The 23,307-nt window shown below is 51.6% G+C and carries 17 protein-coding genes; 11 read left to right on the forward strand and 6 right to left on the reverse strand.

Annotated elements, in window-relative coordinates; all coding sequences use genetic code 11:
- Nucleotides 1-23: 23 nt before the first annotated feature.
- From ACYVI1_RS22155 to ACYVI1_RS22170, 4 genes are all read right to left on the reverse strand, one after another.
- The gene (locus ACYVI1_RS22155) at nucleotides 24-485 is read right to left on the reverse strand and encodes a response regulator (protein ID WP_460912998.1); all 462 of its coding nucleotides are present in this window, start codon (nucleotides 483-485) and stop codon (nucleotides 24-26) included.
- Complete coding sequence (locus tag ACYVI1_RS22160; protein ID WP_460912999.1) at nucleotides 439-1,917, reverse strand: sensor histidine kinase; 1,479 nt, start codon at nucleotides 1,915-1,917, stop codon at nucleotides 439-441. The genes ACYVI1_RS22155 and ACYVI1_RS22160 overlap by 47 nt, the downstream gene beginning before the upstream one ends.
- 46 nt (nucleotides 1,918-1,963) lie before the next feature.
- A complete protein-coding gene (gene hslV, locus ACYVI1_RS22165) occupies nucleotides 1,964-2,503 on the reverse strand; it encodes an ATP-dependent protease subunit HslV (RefSeq protein ID WP_460913000.1) in 540 nt (179 codons plus the stop codon).
- 158 nt (nucleotides 2,504-2,661) lie between these two features.
- Nucleotides 2,662-3,135 (reverse strand): Lrp/AsnC ligand binding domain-containing protein, encoded by a 474-nt coding sequence (locus tag ACYVI1_RS22170; protein WP_460913002.1) that lies wholly within the window; start codon nucleotides 3,133-3,135, stop codon nucleotides 2,662-2,664.
- A 555-nt stretch (nucleotides 3,136-3,690) separates the two neighbouring features.
- Here ACYVI1_RS22170 and lepA point away from each other — a divergent pair.
- Nucleotides 3,691-5,478 (forward strand): translation elongation factor 4, encoded by a 1,788-nt coding sequence (gene lepA / locus ACYVI1_RS22175; RefSeq protein ID WP_460913003.1) that lies wholly within the window; start codon nucleotides 3,691-3,693, stop codon nucleotides 5,476-5,478.
- A gap of 255 nt (nucleotides 5,479-5,733) precedes the next feature.
- Here the strand turns inward: lepA and ACYVI1_RS22180 are convergent, their stop codons facing one another.
- Nucleotides 5,734-6,618, reverse strand: a complete 885-nt coding sequence (locus ACYVI1_RS22180) for an AraC family transcriptional regulator (protein ID WP_460913004.1) — start codon at nucleotides 6,616-6,618, stop codon at nucleotides 5,734-5,736.
- Nucleotides 6,619-6,762: 144 nt separating this feature from the next.
- Here ACYVI1_RS22180 and ACYVI1_RS22185 point away from each other — a divergent pair, with 144 nt between their 5' ends.
- From ACYVI1_RS22185 to ACYVI1_RS22220, 8 genes are all read left to right on the forward strand, one after another.
- Nucleotides 6,763-7,482 (forward strand): 3-keto-disaccharide hydrolase, encoded by a 720-nt coding sequence (locus ACYVI1_RS22185; protein WP_460913005.1) that lies wholly within the window; start codon nucleotides 6,763-6,765, stop codon nucleotides 7,480-7,482.
- A gap of 84 nt (nucleotides 7,483-7,566) precedes the next feature.
- Nucleotides 7,567-8,934 carry a Gfo/Idh/MocA family protein gene (locus ACYVI1_RS22190; RefSeq protein ID WP_460913006.1) on the forward strand — a complete coding sequence of 456 codons (1,368 nt, stop codon included), beginning with the start codon at nucleotides 7,567-7,569 and terminating at the stop codon, nucleotides 8,932-8,934.
- Nucleotides 8,935-9,043: 109 nt separating this feature from the next.
- Nucleotides 9,044-9,955 carry a sugar phosphate isomerase/epimerase family protein gene (locus ACYVI1_RS22195; RefSeq protein WP_460913007.1) on the forward strand — a complete coding sequence of 304 codons (912 nt, stop codon included), beginning with the start codon at nucleotides 9,044-9,046 and terminating at the stop codon, nucleotides 9,953-9,955.
- 243 nt (nucleotides 9,956-10,198) lie between these two features.
- Complete coding sequence (locus ACYVI1_RS22200) at nucleotides 10,199-11,125, forward strand: sugar phosphate isomerase/epimerase family protein (protein WP_460913008.1); 927 nt, start codon at nucleotides 10,199-10,201, stop codon at nucleotides 11,123-11,125.
- Between the two features lie 13 nt (nucleotides 11,126-11,138).
- Nucleotides 11,139-11,951: a phytanoyl-CoA dioxygenase family protein gene (locus ACYVI1_RS22205; protein WP_460913009.1), complete on the forward strand. Its 813-nt coding sequence runs from the start codon at nucleotides 11,139-11,141 to the stop codon at nucleotides 11,949-11,951.
- 2 nt (nucleotides 11,952-11,953) lie between these two features.
- Nucleotides 11,954-13,309, forward strand: a complete 1,356-nt coding sequence (locus ACYVI1_RS22210) for an MFS transporter (RefSeq protein WP_460913010.1) — start codon at nucleotides 11,954-11,956, stop codon at nucleotides 13,307-13,309.
- 158 nt (nucleotides 13,310-13,467) lie between these two features.
- Complete coding sequence (locus ACYVI1_RS22215; protein ID WP_460913011.1) at nucleotides 13,468-16,539, forward strand: SusC/RagA family TonB-linked outer membrane protein; 3,072 nt, start codon at nucleotides 13,468-13,470, stop codon at nucleotides 16,537-16,539.
- A gap of 51 nt (nucleotides 16,540-16,590) precedes the next feature.
- Nucleotides 16,591-18,237, forward strand: a complete 1,647-nt coding sequence (locus ACYVI1_RS22220; protein ID WP_460913012.1) for a RagB/SusD family nutrient uptake outer membrane protein — start codon at nucleotides 16,591-16,593, stop codon at nucleotides 18,235-18,237.
- Between the two features lie 261 nt (nucleotides 18,238-18,498).
- Here the strand turns inward: ACYVI1_RS22220 and ACYVI1_RS22225 are convergent, their stop codons facing one another.
- Nucleotides 18,499-19,254, reverse strand: coding sequence for an SDR family NAD(P)-dependent oxidoreductase (locus ACYVI1_RS22225; RefSeq protein ID WP_460913013.1), 756 nt, complete (start codon nucleotides 19,252-19,254; stop codon nucleotides 18,499-18,501).
- A gap of 189 nt (nucleotides 19,255-19,443) precedes the next feature.
- Here ACYVI1_RS22225 and ACYVI1_RS22230 point away from each other — a divergent pair, with 189 nt between their 5' ends.
- Nucleotides 19,444-22,002 carry a DUF7133 domain-containing protein gene (locus ACYVI1_RS22230; RefSeq protein ID WP_460913014.1) on the forward strand — a complete coding sequence of 853 codons (2,559 nt, stop codon included), beginning with the start codon at nucleotides 19,444-19,446 and terminating at the stop codon, nucleotides 22,000-22,002.
- Nucleotides 22,002-23,060, forward strand: a complete 1,059-nt coding sequence (locus tag ACYVI1_RS22235) for a sugar phosphate isomerase/epimerase family protein (protein WP_460913066.1) — start codon at nucleotides 22,002-22,004, stop codon at nucleotides 23,058-23,060. Before ACYVI1_RS22230 ends, ACYVI1_RS22235 begins: the two co-directional genes overlap by 1 nt.
- The last annotated feature ends 247 nt before the right edge of the window (nucleotides 23,061-23,307 follow it).

The raw sequence follows: 23,307 nt of genomic DNA on the forward strand, positions 1-23,307 counted from the left end.
AATGCCGGTAATTCACTCTTTCACTATTCTTCCGGGTGTTCACAGACCGTGACGACATTGAACCAGTATTGTCCGATAGCTTTTGTGACCTCGCTTAGCCGCTGGAAGGTTGGCGGTTTGGTAATGAAACTATTTGCCCCATTGAAATAAGACGTTTCAATATCGTCTTTTGCATCGGAGGTCGTCAGCACCACAATGGGGATGTGACGAAAATGGTCGTTCGCTTTAATCTCACGCAGGGCCTCACGGCCGTCTTTGCGGGGCATATTAAGGTCCAGCAAAATCAGTTCGGGCAATGGATGCGCTGCCCCCTGGTACCGCCCTTCGTACCGCAGAAAATCCAGTAACTCCTCACCATCCTCAGCAAATGAAATGCGGCTGGATGGGTAATGCTGCTGAAAAGCTTCACGAGTCAGGTAGCGGTCGTCCTCGTCGTCGTCAACCAGCAGGATATGAATGGGCTTCTGTTGAGGTTGGTCGGTCATAGTGTTGTACTAATTGGCTTTCTGGTAAAACAACGACGAACGTTGTGCCCTGATTGGGCTGGCTATGTGCCGTGATGTATCCGTGGTGCGACATAACAACCCGCTTGCAGATGGCCAGTCCGATACCGGTCCCTTCAAAGGTGCTTTTGCCATGTAATCGTTGAAAAACTTTAAAGATATGTTCTGTATATTTTTCGTCAAACCCAATGCCATTGTCCTCCACCCTAATTTCAGCATACGATTGACTGGCGTTTAATCCACCATACCGACTGCCATCTACCATCTGTGCCTGAATACGCAACAGTGGCTGAACGCCAGGCCGTGTGAACTTGAGGGCATTGGAAATCAGGTTGGTAAACAGATGGTCCATCTGGCTGGCAACAGCTTCGATGGCGGGCATACTACCCACCTCTACCTGCACATCAAGCCCTTTGATCCGCAGCTCCTGATCGTCCAGAATACGGCGAATAATGCCACCCAACTCAACCAGTTTAAAGCTTTCCCGATGGCTGGAAATACGCGAAAAATTCAGCAGGTCTTTGATGAGCTTGGACATTCGCTCGGCGGAACCTGATATTTTACCCATGAACATGGTGCTGTCGGCATCGAACAGATTGCCATACCGGTCGGTAATCAGGTTGGCAAACGACTGTATCTTCCGCAAGGGCTCCTGTAAATCGTGACTCGCCACGAAGGCAAACCGCTCCAGTTCTTCGTTGGAACTTTCGAGTTGCCGAATCTGGCTTTTAAGCTGATCTTCATACGAACGAAGCTGATCTTCCGTTTGTTGGCGTCGGGCCAGTTCCTGCTCCAGGAGTCGGTAGGAAACGGCAAGCGCCAGAAAGGTGAGTAACGAGAGGGAAAAAATAATAACAAGGGTGTATCTAAAGGAGTGGTTGGCCTGCCGATTCCTGACTTCCATCAATACGCGCTCCGTGTCAACCATGAGGGCTACCTGCTTCCGCAAGAGGTCCATTCGGCGCTGACTTTCCGCACTAACGGTATTGCTTCGCTGGTCGAAAACACCAACGTCGATGCGGGCTTCGGTTATCGCTAATTTATCGCTGATAAGTTTTTCCAGTAAAACCTGCCGTTGAACCTGTTTTTTATTATCGGTAATCAGAATACGAAGTTGGTCGATTTGGGCGGGCAACTGGAGCAGAGCCGCTTTATAAGGCTCCAGATAAGCCTTATCGTTGGTGATAACATACCCTCGCGAACTGGCTTCAACATCTTTCACCATCGACAGTGTCCGTTCGAGTGCGCCAATCACTTCGTAGGTATGCTTAACCCGCTCCGTATCGTCGCGATACCGGCTGTAACTATAAAACGAGATGGCAAAGCCTGACGCAATCAACACCATCGCAATAACAAATCCGAGCGCAATACGCCGGTTCATTAGTTTAGGAGTGAACTGAGCTGAAATGTTCATAACGTCGGGTTACTTACCTTAGCAAAGGTAGAAAACGGCTTCTTTTCTATAACGTTTCTACGACTAAATTATGGTTCGTATAGATACAGACATCGGCGGCAATGTGCAGACTTTCCCGAACCATATCTTCGGCAGTCAACTCAGCCGCGTGTTTTTTCAGGGCGATGGCCGCCGACTGAGCATACATGCCACCGGAGCCAATAGCTGCAATGTCATGATCGGGTTCGATCACATCGCCCGTACCCGATACGATGAGCAGATCATCTTTCGAGGCAACAATCAGCATGGCTTCCAGCTTACGCAGGTAACGGTCTGTCCGCCAGTCTTTTGCCAGTTCAATGGCGGCTCGTTTCAGGTTACCGCCATAGGCATTAAGTTTTTCTTCAAAGCGTTCGATGAGCGTGAAAGCATCGGCGGTTGACCCGGCAAAACCAGCCAGTATTTTGCCGCCCATCAGGACGCGCACCTTCCGAACATTGCTCTTGGCAACGGTATTTCCCATCGTAGCCTGGCCATCGGCTCCCAGGGCTACCTGTCCCTTGTGCCGAATACCGACCACCGTCGTTGCGTGAATTTTAGGTTGCATGTGTTTTGAGTTGTTGGGGGGTATAACGCGCCGGAAGTGGTTTAGGGTTCAAACGGGCACGGAGCAGGGAGCACGGGGCCGGGGAGCACGGGGCTGGGAGCATGGAGCATGGGTTTCTGCGTTTGTATTCCATGCTCCGTGCTCCCTGCTCCATGCTCTTAACCTTCCGCAAACGGAATGGGGCGGTTGACGCTCTCTTCGAGGGAAATAAACGTTTCGGTTCGCTGAATACCGCTCACCTTCTGGATTTTATCGTGCAGCACTTCGCGCAGGTGCTGGGTGTCGCGACAGACAATTTTGGCAAAGATGCTGTAGATACCCGTCGTATAATGTACGTTGACCACTTCGGGGATTTTCTCAAGCTGTTGGGAGACTTCCTCGTATAACGAGCTTTTGTCTAAATAGATACCCAGAAACGCGCTGATGTCCCATCCTAATTTGGCGTGGTCGATAACCAGTTGCGACCCGCGCACAATGCCCATTTGTTTGAGTTTGTTCATTCGGACATGCACGGTACCACCCGACACAAAAATGCGTTTACCGATTTCGGTGTAGGCCATGTTGGCATCCTGCATGAGCAGACTCAGGATTTTCAGATCAGTATTATCAATTTCTAAATTTTTTTCGCTCATTTCTTAGCTATTTTTGATGAGTCTCAACAAAACTATGTAAATTTTAAATGAATTATAAATTTTAAGATTTTTTTATGAGAAATTTGCAACAAATATCAACAACAGCCTATCTTTGTCCTGTTAAGTTGATCGAGCGGGGTCACACGCCGATCTTCTTGACAATTTTCCTCACACTGTAGGATGTCGAAATTGGCAGACGTGCCCTCCTGTCTCGGGGGTGGTGATAAAGGATAAACGCAGCATAATGCCGCCTTTAAGGCGACTGGGGTTGACCACCAGAGTTGTACTGTAGCTAACTGCACCGTGGGCGGTTCGAGTCCCCCTCCTACAGCTTTTGGTCGCTCCGGCGTTCCGGCAAATTGACCAATATTGATTTTAGTTTGTTGATGAAGTGTAATTGAACACGCCGGCTCCCCGATGAGTCCGGCGTTTGTTTTTTTATGCCTATTTTTGCACCTTATTAAGGTTGTTTCAGGTTCAACGTTGCATGTTCCAGTTGCTTGTTGACACTTGAAACCTGCAACCTTGAACCTGGAACTATACGAATTCCCCTCTGTGAAACATATCCGTAATTTTTGCATTATCGCTCATATCGACCACGGCAAGAGCACCTTAGCTGACCGGTTATTAGAATTTACCAAGACTGTTGGCGCCCGCGACATGCAGGCCCAGCTATTGGACGACATGGACCTGGAACGGGAGCGCGGCATCACCATCAAGAGCCACGCCATCCAGATGAATTACACCCACAAAGGCGAAATCTACACGCTCAACTTAATCGACACGCCGGGCCACGTTGACTTTTCCTACGAAGTGTCCCGCTCAATTGCGGCCTGCGAGGGTGCACTCTTGCTGGTAGATGCCGCACAGGGCATTGAAGCACAGACCATTTCGAACCTGTATCTGGCCATGAACAGCGACCTGGTCATTATTCCGGTGCTGAACAAAATTGACCTGCCCGGCGCCATGCCCGAAGAAGTCAAAGACGAAATGGTGGACCTGCTCGGCTGTAATCGGGACGATATTATTCCGGCCAGTGGCAAAGAGGGTATTGGCGTTCCCGAAATTCTGGCGGCCATTGTGGAGCGGATACCGGCCCCCAAAGGCGATCCCAACGGTGAATTGCAGGCTCTGATTTTCGATTCGCATTTTAACTCCTACCGGGGCATTGAAGTTATTTTCCGGGTGAAGAACGGCCGCATCCGCAAAGGCGACCGGGTCAAATTTATGAACACCGGCAAAGAATATACCGCCGATGAGGTCGGTACACTGGGACTGGTGCAGGTGCCCCGAAGCGTAATCGAGTGTGGCGACGTGGGTTATCTGATTTCGGGCATTAAAGTAGCGAAGGAAGTTAAAGTTGGCGATACCATTACTGAACTCGACCGCCCGGCCAGCGAAGCCATTCAGGGGTTTTCGGAGGTAAAGCCCATGGTCTTTGCAGGCATCTACCCCGTCGAAACGAGTGAGTTCGAGGATTTGCGCGATGCCATGGAAAAACTCCAGCTCAACGACGCAGCCCTCGTGTGGGAACCCGAAACGTCAGCCGCTTTGGGTTTCGGGTTCCGATGCGGCTTTTTGGGAATGCTGCACATGGAAATCGTGCAGGAACGCTTAGAACGCGAATTCGACATGACTGTTATCACGACGGTTCCCTCGGTGCGGTTTGAGGTGATGACAACCAAAGGCAAAAATCTGCAGGTGTCGGCCCCCGCCGAGATGCCTGACCCCAGCACCATCGACTGGATTGAGGAGCCGTTTATTAAAGCCCAAATCATTACCAAGTCCGACTATGTCGGCCCCATCATTGGCCTGTGCATGGACAAACGCAGCCTGCTCAAGAACCAGGTTTATCTGACTCAGGACCGCGTAGAATTGCAGTTCGAGATGCCGCTGGCCGAAGTAGTGTTTGACTTCTTCGATAAGCTCAAAACCATTTCGCGCGGGTATGCCTCCCTGGATTACGAGTTCATTGATAACCGCGAGTCTAACATGGTGAAGTTAGATGTCATGCTCAACGGCGAACCGGTGGATGCTCTTTCGGCCATTGTTCACCGCGACAAAGCGTATGAATGGGGCAAGAAACTCTGCGAAAAACTCCGCGAGTTAATCCCCCGGCAACAGTTTGAAATCGCGATTCAGGCAGCCATTGGCCAGAAAATTATTGCTCGGGAAACCTTGAGTGCCCTCCGCAAAGACGTGTTGGCCAAGTGCTATGGCGGTGATATTTCCCGCAAGCGCAAACTGCTGGATAAACAGAAAAAAGGAAAAAAACGGATGCGGCAAGTCGGCAACGTCGAGATTCCCCAGGAAGCGTTTATGGCTGTGTTGAAGATTAATTAATTCAGGTTGTATATCACACGTTTGTTTGGAGAGCCTACTCTATTTTGGTGAAGCATTAGTGCTGCGTCGCTGTGTCGGCAAATGAATTTATTCATACTTGGCATCGGCCTCCTGTTGTTGACAGGCTCTATCCTGCACTTTTCCAGACACAGCCAGAGCGGGTAATTAATGTTTTTGCACTGCAAGGGCGGCCCGGCTCAACGCTATGTCTTTTTTGCGTTTCTATCAACCAGTTTCCCATACGGCTTAGCTTAATCAGCCCTTTTCCGATAAGCGATTCGTTTGTTTTCTAAACTCGAAGGGCGTTTGATGGCGTTGCTTTTTGAACGCCTGGATGAAGTGCGAAACATTCTCAAAGCCGACCTGATAGCAAACCTGCGTTACGGAATCTTCGCCTTTGCTCAGCAAGTCGCAGGCATACTGAATACGCAGGTCGGTGAGGTATTGGGTGAGTGTTTTGCCGGTTTGGGCCTTAAAATACCGGCAGAAAGCCGCTTCATTCATATTGGCCAGTTCAGCCACCCGATTCAGTGAAACGGGGTCGGTGAAGTGTTCGATTAGATGCGTAATGACCTTGCTAAGTCGTTCGTTTTGTTTGATAAGCAATTGACTTGGCACGTAGTTTGGCGAGATAATTTCGCAGTCGTCAGGATGGGTAGCCATTTCATAGAGTATGTTCAGAAAGGCCATTAACTGGACAAAGCCTTCTTTTTCAGTGAGCTGGTATAACTGGTCGGCAATACGGCTGTAAAGCGGTTTTTTGAGTTTCAGACCACAGGAAGCTTTGTCAAAAAGCCGCTGGATAGTACGAGTCTCGGAAAGAGTGAAAAAGTCTTTCCCCAAAAAATCGTCATTGAACCGGGCTACAATGGCTTCGGCAGGCTGAGGACTTTCTCCCTTATAATAAGCAGCCTCGTTCCGCCAGTAGTGCGGCAGATTTTTCCCCAGCAGCACGATTTCCCCGCTGTCAAATTGCTCGACACTTTGCCCAATGAACCGCGTTCCGGCACTGGCAACCACGAAGTTAAGTTCAAGTTCGGGGTGGAAATGCCAGGGATTGGTGAAATACGCCACCTGCTCATGCCGCAAATCGAACGAGCGGGTTTCATTCTGTGGAACCGTCAGTAAGTTCGGGCGCATAGAGCTGAATTAGGAGCTAAGTGTTTCATAGTTTGCAATTACCAGATAAAAATAACACTACCTGCAAATTAAACAATATTTTCTGCAAAAAGTCTATTAGAATCATACAGGAACTTATTTGAATTTTGCAAGAAACAATCTGGTATGTGCTGGTACTGCGGAATTCTGATTTTCATCGCCCAATTCTCAATGGCTCAATCGGCTAATCAGTTGAGTGCTGCCGAACAAAAAGCGGGCTGGCAACTCTTGTTCGATGGCAAAACGACGAATGGCTGGCGCGGTGCCTACATAAATAGCTTCCCCAAAACAGGCTGGAAAGTAGTCAACGGCGAACTGCGCGGAGAACTAAGTAATGGGGCCGAATCGGGCGACGCCGGTGATATTGTGACGGTCGATACCTACCAAAGTTTTGAGTTGGTATTCGACTGGAAACTGGGCAAGGGTGGCAACAGTGGCGTTAAATATTTCATTGAAGAGCGTCAACCAAAACCTGCTGGTTCGCAGGCGGGGTATGAATACCAGCTTATCGACGATGCGGACTACATCTACAACGGCAAACATCTGCCGCAGGACTTAAAAACCGGGTCGATTTATGACGTGATTCCTGCTGAAAAGCCCGATGTCCGGGTGGAGGTATGGCATACGTCGCGGATAATCGTCCATAAAAACCGGATTGAACACTGGTTAGACGGCCAGCGGGTTTTAGCGACTGACCGGGACTCAGAAGCCTTCAAAAAGGGCGTTATCGACAGCAAGTTTAACGACTATCAGGGGTTTGGTCAGATTCCCGAAGGCCACATTTTACTCCAGGACCACGGCCACAGTGTGGCGTTCAAGACTATCAAAATCAGAAAAACAAAATGATTTCGGATTTGGGATTTCTGATTTCGGATTGACCTCCGGTGACAGCAATTCCGAAATCAGAAATCCCAAATCCCAAATTATACCATGGACCGCAGAAAATTCCTCCAAAACAGCACATTAGCCGTTACCACGGTGGCCGCTGGTACGCTTGGTATGCCAACGATAGTACCCGCTTCGGTGTTTGGCAAAAATGCGCCGTCAAACCGCATTACAGTCGGTATGATTGGTACCGGCCGACAGGGATACGGCCAGAATCTTCAGGGCGCAAAAGGGATTACCAACGTACCGGGCTTACTCGACCTGCCCGATGCCCAGGTGGTGGCCGTCTGCGATGTGGATTCGTGGCGGATGGAACAAGCCCGGAAATTAGTGGATGGCCGCTATGCGAAAGATTCCCCATCTGGCAAGTACAAAGGCTGCTCGACCCATCTCGATTTTCGGGAAATCCTTAACCGCAAAGACATTGACGCGGTGATGATTTCAACCCCCGACCATTGGCACGTACCGATGGGCATTATGGCGGCTAAGGCGAAAAAACACATCAGTTCCGAAAAGCCCCTGAGTCTGAGTGTGCATCAGGGCCGGGAATTGGTCGAAGCCATCAAAAAAGCGGGTGTTATTAACCGCACTGATAGTGAGTTTCGCTCGATGCGGATTCACAACCGGGCCGTTGAATTGGTCAGAAACGGCCATATCGGGAAATTGCAGAAAATAGACATCGTTTTCCCGTCCGACCCGACGCCCGTTCCCATTCAGGCCGATATGCCCGTACCCAAAGAACTAAACTACGAAATGTGGTTAGGCCCGGCTCCCTACGTGCCGTACACGGACATGCGGGTACACACGCCATTCGACCTGCTGAAACGCCCCAACTGGATGCGGGTCAGCACCTACGCCCAGGGCATGATTGCCAACTGGGGAGCGCATTATTTCGACATGGCGCAGTGGGCCAATAACACCGAATACACGGGGCCGGTTGAGGTAGTGGGAAAGGGCGAATTTCCCAAAAGTCTGTGGAACACCCTGATTAATTTCGAGGTAAGCTACCGCTATGCCAACGGGGTGGTGATGACCTGCCAGCAGACACCCACCAGCAAACCAAGCATGAAATACACGGGTTCGGACGGGTGGATTTTGGTGGATGGCTATAATGGCACGACCACAGCCAGCAACCCTAAAATTCTTTCACACCAGACAGAAAAAGGGGAATTGGATTTCTCGACAAATTTGTCAGATAAGGGCGACTTCATTGCCAGTATTAAAGCCAATAAGCCCACTATGACTCCCATCGAAGTGGGCCATCGGGACATCTCCATTTCGCAGATTGGACTGATTGCCTGTCAGTTAGAGGAAAAACTAACCTGGAATCCAGAGAAAGAGCTATTCGACGGAAACAATCAGGCCAACGCGCTGCTGGCTGCTCCATTATCCAGGAATCCGTGGAACGTGTGAGTAGACTGTGCAGTCAGGTTCTTAAACCTGACTGCAAGATTTTGAGAACCGCGCGGGCGGCCCCGCCGACACCACTAAAAGCCATTTCCAACCAGAAAAAACATTAACCATGACTACATCCTCCTCCCGCAGACGCTTTCTCGAACAATCAGGCGCGGTACTGGCTGGGCTTTTTCTGACGGATGGCTATCAGGGCGTTGCTTTCGCGCCAACTACCCCAAAAATAAGCGCCCACTTATGGATATATGCCAGTGCTCACCCACCCAACTGGGACGCGACGCCAGATTTAGAACGCGCCTTTGCAGATGTGCAGGCAACCGGCATCAATGGTATTGAACTGATGGCGGTTAATCTTCGGCATGACGATGCCGTGGAACGCATCGGCAAGCTTTCTACCCAATATAAACTGCCCATTACCGGCTGTTCTTACGGGGCCGATATGTGGAACACCGCAAAACACGCGGAAATTATAGCCGACATAACCACCGTTATTCAGCGACTTAGCCAATTGAAAGGCAAAAATCTGGGACTGTCCGTGGGCAATGCAAAGCATCAAAAAACGGATGCTGAATTAGATGCACAGGCCGAATTACTGACCAGAATCGTCCAGGTTTGTAAACAGTACAACATCGAGCCAAACCTGCACAATCACACATACGAGGTCGAAAATGGGCTGCACGACCTGAAAGGTACGCTGGCCCGACTGCCCGACATCAGGTTAGGTCCCGATTTGAACTGGCTGATTCGGGCGGGCGTAGACCCGGTTGCGTTCATCAATACCTACGGCGACCGGATGACGTATTTCCACATTCGCGACCAGTATGCCGATGGTGTCTGGACCGAATCGGTCGGGCAGGGAACTACCGATTTCCCGGCGATTGCGAAGGCCCTGAAGGCCAAAAACTTCAGTGGAAATGCGGCAATCGAACTGGCTTTTCCCGCGAATTATGTACCTAAAAAACCATTGCACGAAGTTTGGGAAGTGAGTCGGTCGTATGTAAAAAACACATTTGGCTGGTAAGCGTAATCTGTGGTATCAGCCGGACCTCGGCCCGGTTCTCGTTAGTGGTGTCAGGTTCTTAAACCTGACACAGCGAGGACGGTTCGCCGTTGCGATTCAAGAAACCTCGTCGTACCACAGGCCAAGTTTTAAGAAACTTCACGTGTCGGTTTTGAGAAACCGACACCACTGAAACGAAACCGGCACCACTAGAACATTTCCCTTCAACCTATTGAGCCAGGTCCCTACTAAAGACTCAGAAAAATGACAAACGGAACAGCCTGTAAAGTGCTTACTATCCTGATTATCTGCCTGGCCCTAATCAGCCAGAATAGTAACGCGCAGACCCACGAAGTCAGAAGCCCATTTTTTGTCATGAACAATGGACTTAGCGATACATCGGCGTATAAGTCGCCGGAAGCGCAGGTGACTTTGGCGGCCAAAATGGGGTTCGATGGGGTCGAGAAAAACCGGCTCAACAACTTCCCCGAGTTCTACCAGGCACTGAAAGCCAATCACCTGAAACTCTACACGATATATGTAGAGGTGAATCTGGACGATGAGAAAACGCCCTTCGACCCGCGTCTGGAAGAAACCTTCCGCGCCATTCAGGGGACGCAGGCCATGCCCTGGTTGTTTATCACCAGCAAAAAATACAAGCCCTCGTCGGTCGAAAACGACGCCATCGCGGTGCCAATTGTGCAGAAAATTGCGGATATGGCGCAGCGGTATGGGTTGAAAGTGACGCTCTATCATCACGTCTGGTTCTGGCTCGAAACGGTGGAGCATGGCATTAGTCTGACGAAAAAAGTTAACCGCCCAAATGTGGGGATTACGTTCAATCTGGCCCATTATTTAGCTACGCAGTATAATGCCGGGCAGAATCCGGTCGAAAATTTTCCGATGTGGGCGGCCAAAGCTAAACCGTATTTATTTGCCGTGAGCGTAAACGGAGCCGATTTTCCACCGCCTTCCGACGACCGAAGCAAAATCTGGAACACGCTGATTCAACCCCTCGGCGAAGGCAAATACGACACGTACAGTTTTCTGAAAACATTCTGGGACATGGGTTTCCAGGGTCCGGTTGGGTTGCAGTGCTACAATATCAAACAGGAAAAAACGGTCCATCTCAACCAGTCAGTTCAAACCTGGCAGGCCTACAAAAAACGGTATGCCGCCGAAAAGCAATAAACACTATATCATTATGTTGACAGCACAGCAAATTCAGGAATACCACGAGCAGGGCTACGTGGCGGTTCGGCAACTTTTCACCAAAGAAGAAGCCGAATTACTTCACCAAACCTCTGTCAGCGATACGGTCATTTCCGAAAAATCGTATGAATTATTAGATGCCAGCGGTTTCAAAACGCGGCTGGCCCTGTGGTATACGCCCGGCGATGATGTGTACGGCATGATGTCGCGCAGCCGCCGGATGGTAACCGCTGTGGAGCAGTTACTGGGCGGGGCCGTGGCGCATTATCACTCCAAAGTGATGCAGAAAGCCCCGCGCACGGGTGGGGCCTGGGAGTGGCATCAGGATTACGGCTACTGGTATAAAAACGGGTTTCTGTTCCCCGATATGCTCAGCGTCATGATTGCCCTCACGCCCTCGACCATCGAAAATGGCTGTTTGCAGGTGTTGCCGGGTTCGCATAAAATGGGCCGCGTCGAACACCTCAATACGGGCGAACAGGTCGGGGCCGACCAGGCCAAGGTTGATGCATACGCCAAATTAAAAGACGTGGTCTACTGCGAACTGGAACCGGGCGACGCGCTGTTTTTTCACTCTAATTTGCTGCACAGTTCGGGGCAAAATACCTCCGAGAATCCCCGCTGGTCGATTATCTCGGCTTACAACCGTATTGATAACAAAGCGTACTTGCCGGTTCAGGAATCAAGTTACACGCCGTTGGATGTTGTGGACGACGACATGATTCTGAAAGCAGGTACTAAAGGCATTTCTGACTCGGCCGATTTCTTAGACAAATCGCAGCGTATTTACCAGCAAACAAACTGAGTATGCGCCTACACTCCAGCGTCCGGTGGCGTATTCTTAGCCTGCTCTTTGCCGCCACCACCATCAACTACATCGACCGGAACGTGCTGTCGTTCACGATGATAGACGCTGGATTTAAAAAAGAGATGATGGGCGTAGCAGCAGATGCTCCGTTGAGTCAGGCCATCAATGATGCGTTCAAAATTCAGATGGGCTACGTCGATTCGGCGTTCAAGTTCACCTATGCCTTTGGCTTTTTGGCGATGGGCTGGCTGATTGACCGGATTGGGACACGACGCGGATTCAGTCTGGGGATTTTCCTGTGGAGTATAGCCGCATCGTTGCACGCGCTGGCGGGTTCGCTGGGTAGTTTACGGTGGCTCCGGGCCTCACTGGGCATTGGTGAAGCCGCCAATTTTCCAGCCGCCATCAAAACGGTAGCCGAGTGGTTTCCCCGGAAAGAACGCGCCTTAGCAACGGGCATTTTCAATGCGGGGGCCAACGTCGGGATTATGATTACCGCGCTGGTGGTGCCGTATCTGACGCTCCGCTACGGCTGGCGGGCTTCGTTTTTAGTGACCGGCAGTTTAGGATTACTTCTGCTGTTGCTGTGGTGGAAATTTTATCACAAACCCGAAAACCACCCGGCACTTTCTGATAGCGAACGCGCTCATATTCAATCGGATAATGCTACCGAACAGAACGAAGAGACTGCGCCGAAAATACCCTGGCTTCAACTCCTGAAATTCCGGCAAACGTGGGCCTTTGCCATCGGTAAGTTCATGGCCGACCCTATATGGTGGTTCTACCTCACCTGGCTACCCGATTTTTTTAACAGCAACGAAGCCCTCGACCAAAAGCTTGACCTGAAAACCATTGGGTTGCCGTTTCTGGTCATCTACATTGTGTCGGACGTGGGCAGTGTATTTTTTGGGTGGTTATCGTCCCGATTTCTAAGCATGGGCTGGTCGCTGAACCGCGCCCGCAAAACGACGCTGTTCATCTGTGCGCTTTGTGTAGTTCCCATCAGTTTAGCGTCCACCACACACAGTATTTACGTAGCCGTAGCCCTGATTTCGCTGGCAACGGCGGCCCACACGGGTTGGGCGGCCAACATGTACACCTTCGCGGCTGATTTGTTCCCTCGCTCGGCGGTGGCATCGGTAACGGGTATTGGCGGCATGGCTGGGGCATTGGGAGGGGTATTACTGGCAGCCGCAGCGGGCGTTATCCGGGTCAAATATGGGTATTTACCCCTCTTTCTGATTGCCAGTTCCTCGTACTTAATCGGTTGGGTCCTGATTCATTTAATCTTACCCACGATGAAAAAAGTGGAGTTGCCCCACTCGTTGGAAGTTAGCCAGCCACAGGATTACTAACAGAAACGCCTATGAGTTAACCACGAATGCCTGTAGTCTAAAAAGAGCCGACAGTGGGTCCAGCACCGTCGGCTCGGAAGTATCCCTGCGTTTCGCGTGAAACTGACTTTCGTCGGCAGGGGCGTCTTTGTCTATTCCTAACAAAAACAAACAAAATTATGCCAAACCTTTTTCCCATCCAACCGTGGAGAGCTACGTGCTTCATCGTTTACTCCTTCTGTCTGGCAACAGTGTTTGCCAGTCTTACCTACGCTGAAGATGCTGGAAAACAGGCTCAGCACGTTGCTCTACCAGCCGACGAAACCATTACCGGAACAGTCACCGATGAGGGCGGGCAAGCCCTGCCGGGCGTCAGTATTGTGGTTAAAGGCACCACCCGAGGCACCAATACCGATGCCCAGGGCAGCTACCGCATCAGCATTCCCGACCGTAAACGTGGCGACGGACCGGCCATTTTAGTGTTTTCCTTTGTTGGCTATGCTTCGCGGGAGGAAACGGTCGGTAGCCGCTCCACCGTGAACGTCAGCCTGAAAGCCGATGACAAAACCCTCAACGAGGTGGTGGTCGTGGGCTACGGCACCCAATCCCGGCGCAACGTAACGGGGTCGGTCGCGAAAGTAGACCTCAAACAAACCGAGAACCTGCCCAACACCAACATTTCTCAGGCCCTGCGGGGGCGCGTAGCCGGTGTGCAGTTTATCGACACGGGTCGTCCGGGACAGGGCGGTAGTATTCTGGTGAGGGGCCAACGCTCCATCACGGCCTCCAACGACCCGCTCATCATTCTCGACGGGATTTTCTTCAACGGCAGTCTGGCCGACATTAACCCCAACGACATCGAGTCGATGGAGATTTTGAAAGATGCCAGCGCGGCTGCTATTTACGGCTCCAGAGCGGCCAACGGCGTTATTTTGGTCAATTCCCGGCGCGGCACCACCGACAAACCAACCATCCGACTGAGCACCTACGCGGGGGTTTCCAACTGGAGTCACCGCCAGAAATTGCTAAGCCCCGACCGCTACGTACAGCGTATTCTGGATTTCCGCAAGCAGAACGGGCAGGTGTCCGACCCGACGCAGGTAGCCAGTTATCTGCAAAATGTAGAAGCCGAGAATTACAAAAACGGCCAAACCATCGACCCTTATGATGTGGTCTCGCAGCAAGGGTCGATTCAATCGTATAACCTGAGTATTTCGGGCCGGACCGAGCGAACGAGTTACCTGTTTTCGGGTGCTCAGGTGTATGAAAAGGGCATTATTTACAACGACAATGCCAACCGAACGTCGCTCCGGCTGAATCTGGAGAATACCATTAGTCCGTGGTTGAAAGTTGGGGTTAGCTCCCTCTATGCCCGGCGCGATTTGTCGGGTCAGGAGGGGGATATGCAGGCTGCTTATTGGGTAAGTCCTTACGGAAAGCTATACAGCGATGCCACCCAAACGGAGCGAATACCGTATCCGTCCGACGACCAGTTGTCGGTCAATCCGTTACTGTATCCGGCACTGAACAAAAACGAAGAAATTAAGCACAATCTGTTCGCCAATTTCTACGCCATCGTCGATGCGCCCTTTCTGAAGGGATTGAGCTACCGGGTCAATTACTCACCCAATTACCGCTGGGAACATACCTACAACTCCTCCCCGATTTATCAGAAGTACGGTATTAATAACAAAGGCACGGCCAGCAAATACAACCGCGAAGATTTGGACTGGGTACTGGAAAACATCCTGACCTACTCCAAACAAATCAACGACAACCACAGCCTCGACGTAACGGCCCTGTATGGCCGCAACCACCGGGGCTTTGAATCCACTATCGCCAGCGGAGCCACGTTTTTTACCGATGTGCTCGGCTGGGACAACCTCAATCTGGCGCAGGTTCAGCAGACTACCTCGAACGCACAGTCGCAGGAAGGCATTTCCTCGATGCTCCGGTTAAACTATCGGTTTAGGGATAGGTACTTACTGACCTTAACGGCCCGCCGGGATGGCACGTCGGTTTTTGGGGCCAACCACAAATACGGTACGTTTCCATCGGCAGCCCTGGCCTGGGTGGCATCGGATGAGCCGTTCATCAAATCGCTCTCGTTCGTCAATCTGCTCAAATTCCGGCTTTCCTACGGTTTAGTCGGTAATCAGGCCATTGCGCCCTACCAGTCGCTGAGCCGGGCCGGTACGATTCAGTATGTATTTGGCGATGGGGGCAGCACCAGCACGGGCGTGTTTACTTCCTCGATGGAAAATTCGGATTTGACCTGGGAAACCACCAAATCGACCAACGTAGCCGTTGATTTTGACCTGTTTAAAGGGCGACTGGGCGGCACTATCGAATATTATAACCTCAACACCAAAGACCTGCTGCTGTATCGGCAATTGCCCAGCCCAACGGGTTTTGCCGGGGTGACAACCAACTTAGGGGCCACCAACAACAAAGGCTTCGAGCTGTCGCTGAATTCGGTCAATTTCCGGCGGGGCAAGTTTGAGTGGAGCAGCAACGTACTCTTCTCTACTAACCGCAATCAGATTACCCATTTGTACGGCAGCGATACGAATGGCGACGGCAAAGAAGACGATGACCTAGGCAACCGGTGGTTTATCGGTCAGCCCGTCAGTGTCAATTTCGATTACACCCTGGATGGCGTGTATCAGGTGAATGATGAGATTCCGACGGGCTACAAAGCCGGTTTCTACCGAATCAAAGACATCAATGGGGACGGCAAAATAACCCCCACCGACCGGAGCGTGATTAGCCAGCAACAGCCCAAATACCGCTGGGGATTTGGCAATACGTTTCGATACGGCAATCTGTCCTTGTCGGTTTTCATCAATGCCATGCAGGGCTGGTCGCAGCAGTTGCCACTCTTAGAAACGAATGGGCTGATAAATTACCCGAACCGCCCTGTTAGCGGACTCGACGCCGGGTGGTGGACGCCTGAAAATGCCTCGACTACCCGCCCCTCACTGACGTACATCAACCCGCTTGGTCATGGCTTTTACCAAAGCCGGGATTTCATCCGCATTCAGGATGTGAACCTGACGTATCAGTTTCCGGCAGCGTTGGTCAAATCGCTTAAACTGGGCAATCTGAGTGCGTATGTCAGCGGTAAAAACCTGTACACGTTCACCAACTGGCTCGGCTTTGACCCCGAAGTGGGTATCGACCCGCTTAATGCCAGGGGGAGCTTTCCATTGGCCCGTTCGGTTACCGCTGGCATCAATCTGAGTTTTTAAACCACCGACCTGAAGTTCATTTCCTTCACCGTCGTAACCATCTATAAACCAATGAATCAGACTTATTTTCGTTCGCTCGCCAATGCCTTTCGGGCAGGGTTTTGTGCCCTGGCAATTCTGGGCCTGAACAGCGCCTGCAAAGACGATGTGCTTAACGAAGTACCGAAAGATTTTCTGTCTCCGTCAGCCGTATTAATCAATAAAACCGGGTTCGACACCTACATTACTTCCCTGCACGCAGGTCTTCGGGACGCCTATTTTTTCAATGATAATTCTGTAGATGGCACTAACATCTGGAATTTTCAGGTCGGTACGGACGTCGGCACCACGGGCGACCCGGCCCAGAATATGTTTAAAGATTACCAAATCTGGCAGACGCCTACCTTAACCGCCGTCAATCATCACTGGGAATGGGCCTACCAGACCATTATTCCCCGCGCCAACACCATCATCGACTATGCCAACCGGCCAACGGCGGTCTGGAAAGATGATGCTGAGAAAAATGCCATCATTGCCGAAGCACGGTTTTTCCGGGCCTATGCTTACAACGTGCTCGCCAACCTCTACGGCGACGTACCGATTGTGGAGAAAGTAGCGACTCAGCCCGTTCTGGATTTTGTGCGGAAGCCCCGAAAAGAGGTCTATGCCTTTGCAACAGCCGATTTAGAATTTGCATCGCAATGGCTTCCAAAATCCACATCCATAGACGGTCGGGTTGTGAAAGCGGCCGCCGACCATTTATTGAGCGAGTTGTATATCAGTCAGGGATTATACGATAAAGCCATTGCCAGTGCATCGGCGGTAATTAACGACGGGCAGTATCAACTCATGACCACCCGCTTCGGAAAATACCTTTCCCAACCAGGCGATGTCTTCTCCGATTTATTTAAAGACAACAATCAGAACCGGAGCACATCGGGCAACAAAGAAACCATCTGGACCCTCCAGTTTGACTACCAGACACCGGGCGGAATTTACAAGCCGGGCGGAGGTAATGGTTTCCTGCGGGCGTGGGGTCCCCGCTACTTTGCCATCAAAGACCCGGACGGAAAAACGGCAATGGCGGTATGCGATAGCTTAGGGCGTCCCGTCGGCTGGTTTCGCCCTACGAATTATTACACATACACGCTCTGGTCGGATGCCTCGGATATCCGCAATTCAACGAATAATATCCGCCGGGAGTTTTATTACAACGAACCGACATCCAAATATTTCAGGCAAAAAGTCAACCCGGCTACCTCGAAAGACCTGGATACGATGTGGTATTATTACCCGTATATCCGCAAAGTTGAAGGCGAAGCTTTGGCCGGTATTACCTACGGACGAACCTTTAAGGAACATTACCTGATGCGGTTGGCTGAAACCTATCTATACCGGGCCGAAGCGTATTTGCTGAAAGGCGACAAACAAAAAGCGGCCGATGATATCAACGTGGTACGCAGCCGGGCCAAAGCCAAACCCGTGCTTGCCAGTGATGTCACTATCGACTACATTCTGGACGAACGCGGCCGCGAACTGATGCTGGAAGAATTACGCCGGTTAACCCTTAGCCGAATGGGAAAATTAGTCGAACGGGTGAAAAAATATAATCCCAAAAGTGCCGCCACCATCAAGCCCTATCACGAACTGTTCCCGATTCCGCAGAAATTTATCGACGCCAACCTCAACGCCAAAGTTGAGCAAAATCCGGGGTATTAACCATATAGACCGAATGCGCGATTGTTTGGGGAGCGAAGAAATAATAACTGAAAAGCCGGGAAAACAATTGGAAGTTATTTAGTAGTTACATTTTTCTGGTCGGCTTTACTCCTACATCCCCTTCAGGGGATGTAGGGGTAAACTGACTGGTCAACCAATGCGTTTAGGTCCTTGACGCATACTCCTGAACAGGTGCTCTATAAGAAGCAGCCATCGGTTAACGCATTAGCGATTGAGGGGTATCAACTTCTCCACGCACCCTTAATACGTCGCCCGCCCGCCCGATAAATCAAAGATGAAGCCGGTGGTAAAACTCGCTTCTTCCGAAACAATCCAGGATGCCATAGCCGCTACTTCCTCTACCGTGCCTAAGCGTTTCATGGGAATTTTAGCAGTCATGTAGGCCAATTGCTCGGGAGCGGTCTCCTGATTGAAGGCCGTACTGATGACTGCCGGGGCCAGGCCATTGACGGTGATACCCGTTTCAGCGTATTCCTTGCCAATACCCTTCACCAACCCAATCACACCCGCCTTGGTCGACGAATAGCCCGTCATGAAGGGATTGCCTTCTTTGCCCGCAATCGACGCTAAGTGCAGAATCCGGCCATAGTTTGTCGGGGCCATGATTTTAATGGCCCATTTGGTCATCAGAAAGGCCCCGCGCAGATTCGTGTTGTACATCTTGTCGAAATCGGCGACTGAATAATCCGAAATTCTGGTGCCGGTTGGTCCAACAATGCCCGCTGAGTTGACCATGATATCTAATCGGCCAAAGGTTCCCGCCATCGACTGCACGGCCTTCATAACGGCCTCTTCCTGCGAAACGTCAACAATTTGCCCCTTCACGCTAAAGCCCTGACCGGCAAACTCGGCAACGGTACGTTCGAGCAGCACATGGTTAATGTCGAACAGCACGACTGTAGCGCCCTCCGTAGCAAGGCGCCTGGCAATACCTTTCCCAATACCATCGGCACCGCCCGTAACAATGGCTACCTGATTTGCAAACCGATTTGTCATGATTTAACCCGTTAAACAAATTGTTTGTACAGCGATTTTATCTTTCTAAGGCCAGGTCTGGCCTTATATACTGCTTGTTCGTCTTTGTTTATAGGTTGTAAAATTTATAGAAGCGACAGGAGTATTTGCCAAAGCCTGTATCCTTTATTCTAACACTACGCAGGGGGTCAGAAGCCCACACAACGTCTTATGGTTAAGCCTGTTTTATACATCGTTCTGCTCAGCGTTTGCGGTTGGAGCCTAATCAGTTTCACCGGCATTTTGGGCAATCCCGTAGGCGAAGGGCCTTCTCCAGCCCGAACACCCGCCCAGGAATTAGCTTCGTTTCGGGTTGAGCCGGGCTTAACGGTCCAGCTCGTGGCATCCGAACCGATGGTTCAGGACCCGGTCGTGATCACCTTCGATGAAGATGGCCGGCTCTGGGTGGTCGAGATGCGTGGGTTCATGCCTACCATCGACGGTACGGGCGAAGATAAACCCGTTGGCCGCGTATCGGTGCTGGAAGATACGAATGGCGACGGAAAAATGGACGTCAGCAAAATTTATCTTGACAGCTTAATTATGCCCCGTGCCCTTGCTCTGGTTCCGGGCGGGGCGCTGATTGCCGAAAATGGAGCACTGTGGCTAACCAAAGACCTGAACGGTGATTTAAAAGCGGATACAAAAACCCTGATTGATGCGAATTATGCTGGTAAATCCCTGCCCGAACATGCCCCCAACGGCCTCTGGCGAAGCATGGACAATTGGTACTACAACGCCAAGTCACGCATGCGGTATCGACTTAATGAGGGAACGTGGCAGCGCGATAGTACCGAGTTTCGCGGACAATGGGGCCTGAGTCATGACGACGAAGGCCACCTATATTACAATTACAACTGGTCGCAGTTGCACGCCGACTTAGTGCCACCCAACTACCTGTCGCGCAATAAGAACCACACACCCACTACGGGCATCGACCACGGGCTTACCCTCGACCGGCGGGTGTATCCAATTCGCCCCAATCCGGCGGTTAATCGGGGATACATTGCCGGAACGCTGGACAAAGCGGGTCATTTACAGGAGTTTACAGCCGCCTGTTCCCCACTTTTCTATCGGGGGAAGGCGCTGCCGAATGCCTATTATGGCAATGTTTTTGTCTGCGAACCCGCCGGAAATCTCATCAAACGCAACCTTGTTGAGGATAAAGGACTTCTGCTCTCGGCGAATGACCCGCATCCGGGCAAGGAGTTTTTAGCCTCAACGGATGAGCGATTCCGGCCCGTTCATTTAGCCACCGGTCCCGACGGGGCATTGTATGTGGCCGATATGTACCGGGGGCTTATTCAGCATGGCGCCTATGTTACGCCCTATCTGAAAGAGCAAACGCTGGCGCGAAATCTGGATAAACCGGTCAACCGGGGCCGAATCTGGCGCATAGTCCCCCAGAACTGGAAAGCACAGCAGCCCCGGAAACTGTCGGGAGCCTCGCTGGATGAACTGGTGGCGGAGTTGACCAACCCGGACGGGTGGCACCGCGACATGGCGCAGCGGTTGCTGGTCGAACGAAATGACAAACGCGCTGGCGGGGCTTTAACCCATCTGGCCGTAAAAGGCAGCAACCCCTTAGGCCGGCTTCAGGCATTATGGACGCTCGATGGGCTGAAACTGAGCAATCCTGATGTCTTATTGCCTTTAGTTGCCGACCCAAATACACTTGTCAAAACAACAGCCCTGCGCCTGCTGGAACCCTTTGCAACGGCCGACCCTTCGCTTCGGGCCAGGCTTGGTCAGCAACTTCTCGACCAATGGGAGAAGGCCCCCATCGAGCAAATTCTTCAGATGACGCTGACGGCCGGCGTCCTCGACCCGCCTGTAGCGCAACAACTGTTGGCGAACATCATGGAGCAGTACGGCGCTGTGCCCCTGCTTCGGGATGCCGCCCTGAGCAGTCTGTACAATCAGGAGTTTGCCTTCCTTCAACGCCTGATGGCGTCATCCAACTGGCAAACACAGGACCCATCGAAAGAGATTTTCTTTGAGATGCTGGCCACCTCCATTATCCGCAAACGCAACCCCGCCGAAGTAGCCGAGTTGCTCGTTATGCTGGATTCAGGTGGTGAATCGCTGGGCTGGCGGGAGAAAGCGGTGCTTACCGGCCTGTCGATTGGCGGCAGCAATAACAAACTGAAGCCCATTCAACTCGCAGCCGTCCCCGGCCTGTTAACCCAGTCGAAAGGTAAACTCGATCCCTCGCGGCTACCTTCACTGCTGGCCCTGTTCGAGTGGCCCGGCCATCTGGTTAACCAGACGGCTTCGGTAAAAAAGAACCCCTTAACCGACGAGGACCTCAAGCAGTTTGCGGCTGGCCGACAACTGTATCTGAGTACCTGCGCCGGGTGTCATGGGAACGACGGAGCCGGTTTGAACCGATTCGCCCCGCCACTGATCGGCTCCGACTGGGTGCTGGGCGACCAACGGCGGTTAACGCTGATTCTCCTGCATGGCATGGAAGGTCCGGTCGACGTGGTGGGAAAACAGTACAATGCGCCCGACATCCTGCCAGTGATGCCCGCCCATTCGACGATGGACGATGCCGCCATCACCGCTATTTTGACCTACATCCGAAATGAATGGGGCAATCAGGCGGGGGCAATGAGCCGGCGCGTTGTCGGCACAACCCGGGTTACCTCGCAGGGGCGCGTTGTTCCCTGGACGGCTAAAGAACTCAATAAATACACTTTACAGGCAAAAGCCACCGGCGAAAAATGATGAACAGACGCGATTTTTTGCAGAATACCGCCATAGGCACGGCGGCCTTTTCTTTGCCGACTCTGCCCAACCTGTTCGCCGACCGACGGATGGGTATTGTGGTACACTCCTACGGAAATCGCTGGAATTCAAAGACGCCGAGCACAAAATACGCGGGCTTCACCAATGCCGTTGATTTGCTTGAGCACTGCCATCAGATTGGCGCAGGTGGCGTGCAGGTGGTCGTAAATGGCTGGACTGCCGATTTTGCCAAAACCGTTCGCGACCGGCGGGAGAAGTTGGGGTTGTATCTGGAGGGTTCCATTGGCGTACCTAAAAATGCGGATGGCGTGTCGAAATTTGAGCAGGAAGTGATTAACGCCAAAGAAGCCGGGGCGCAGGTGTTACGGACGGTCTGCTCGTCGGGCCGGCGTTACGAATCGTATCACTCAGCCGAAGCCTTTCAGGAAATGAAGAAAAACGCACTGGCTTCGCTGCAACTGGCCGAGCCGGTTTTGCGTAAACACCGGGTCAAATTAGGCGTCGAAAACCATAAAGACTGGCGGGGGACCGAATTGCCGAGTCTGCTCAAGCAGCTTAGCAGCGAGTGGATTGGCGTAACCGTTGACTTCGGCAATAACATTTCGCTGCTGGAAGACCCCATGACCGTTGTGCAGAACCTGGCTCCCTATGCGTTCAGCACCCACATAAAAGACATGGCCGTTGAGGGATATGCCGACGGCTTTCTGCTGTCGGAAGTGCCGCTGGGCAAGGGCATTCTGGACCTGCCGAAAATGATTGAGGTGTGTCGGCAGAAAAACCCCGCCGTTACGTTCAGTCTTGAGATGATCACCCGCGACCCGCTGGAAATTCCCTGCCTGAAAAACGACTACTGGGCAACATTCGCCGATGTGCCCGCCACCGACCTGGCCCGGACGCTCCGCATGGTCAACCAACAGCAAAGCAAAATCCCACTTCCCAGAGTCTCCCAACTGGATGCCGAAAGCAGGCTGGCGGCAGAGGAAGACAATATCCTCGCATCGCTGGCTTACAGTAAAAAAGCGTTGGGGCTTACGTAAAAAGGATGGGAACGCAGATTTTTAGGATGCTTTTGATTTACCCTGATAAAAAACATTGGTTGTCTGACAATTTTTGTGGTTAAGTAATCGGTCCATTTGGGTAAGCGGGTGCATCCTCGGCCTGTGTCCTCACAGGACGCTTTAATGGGCATTACGTATAAGCGTCCTGTGAGGACACAGGCCGAGGATGCCCTCAACCACAAAAATTGTCAGAGTACCAAATCATTTTAATCATAAGCATCCTAAA

This window comes from Spirosoma areae, from assembly GCF_054781775.1.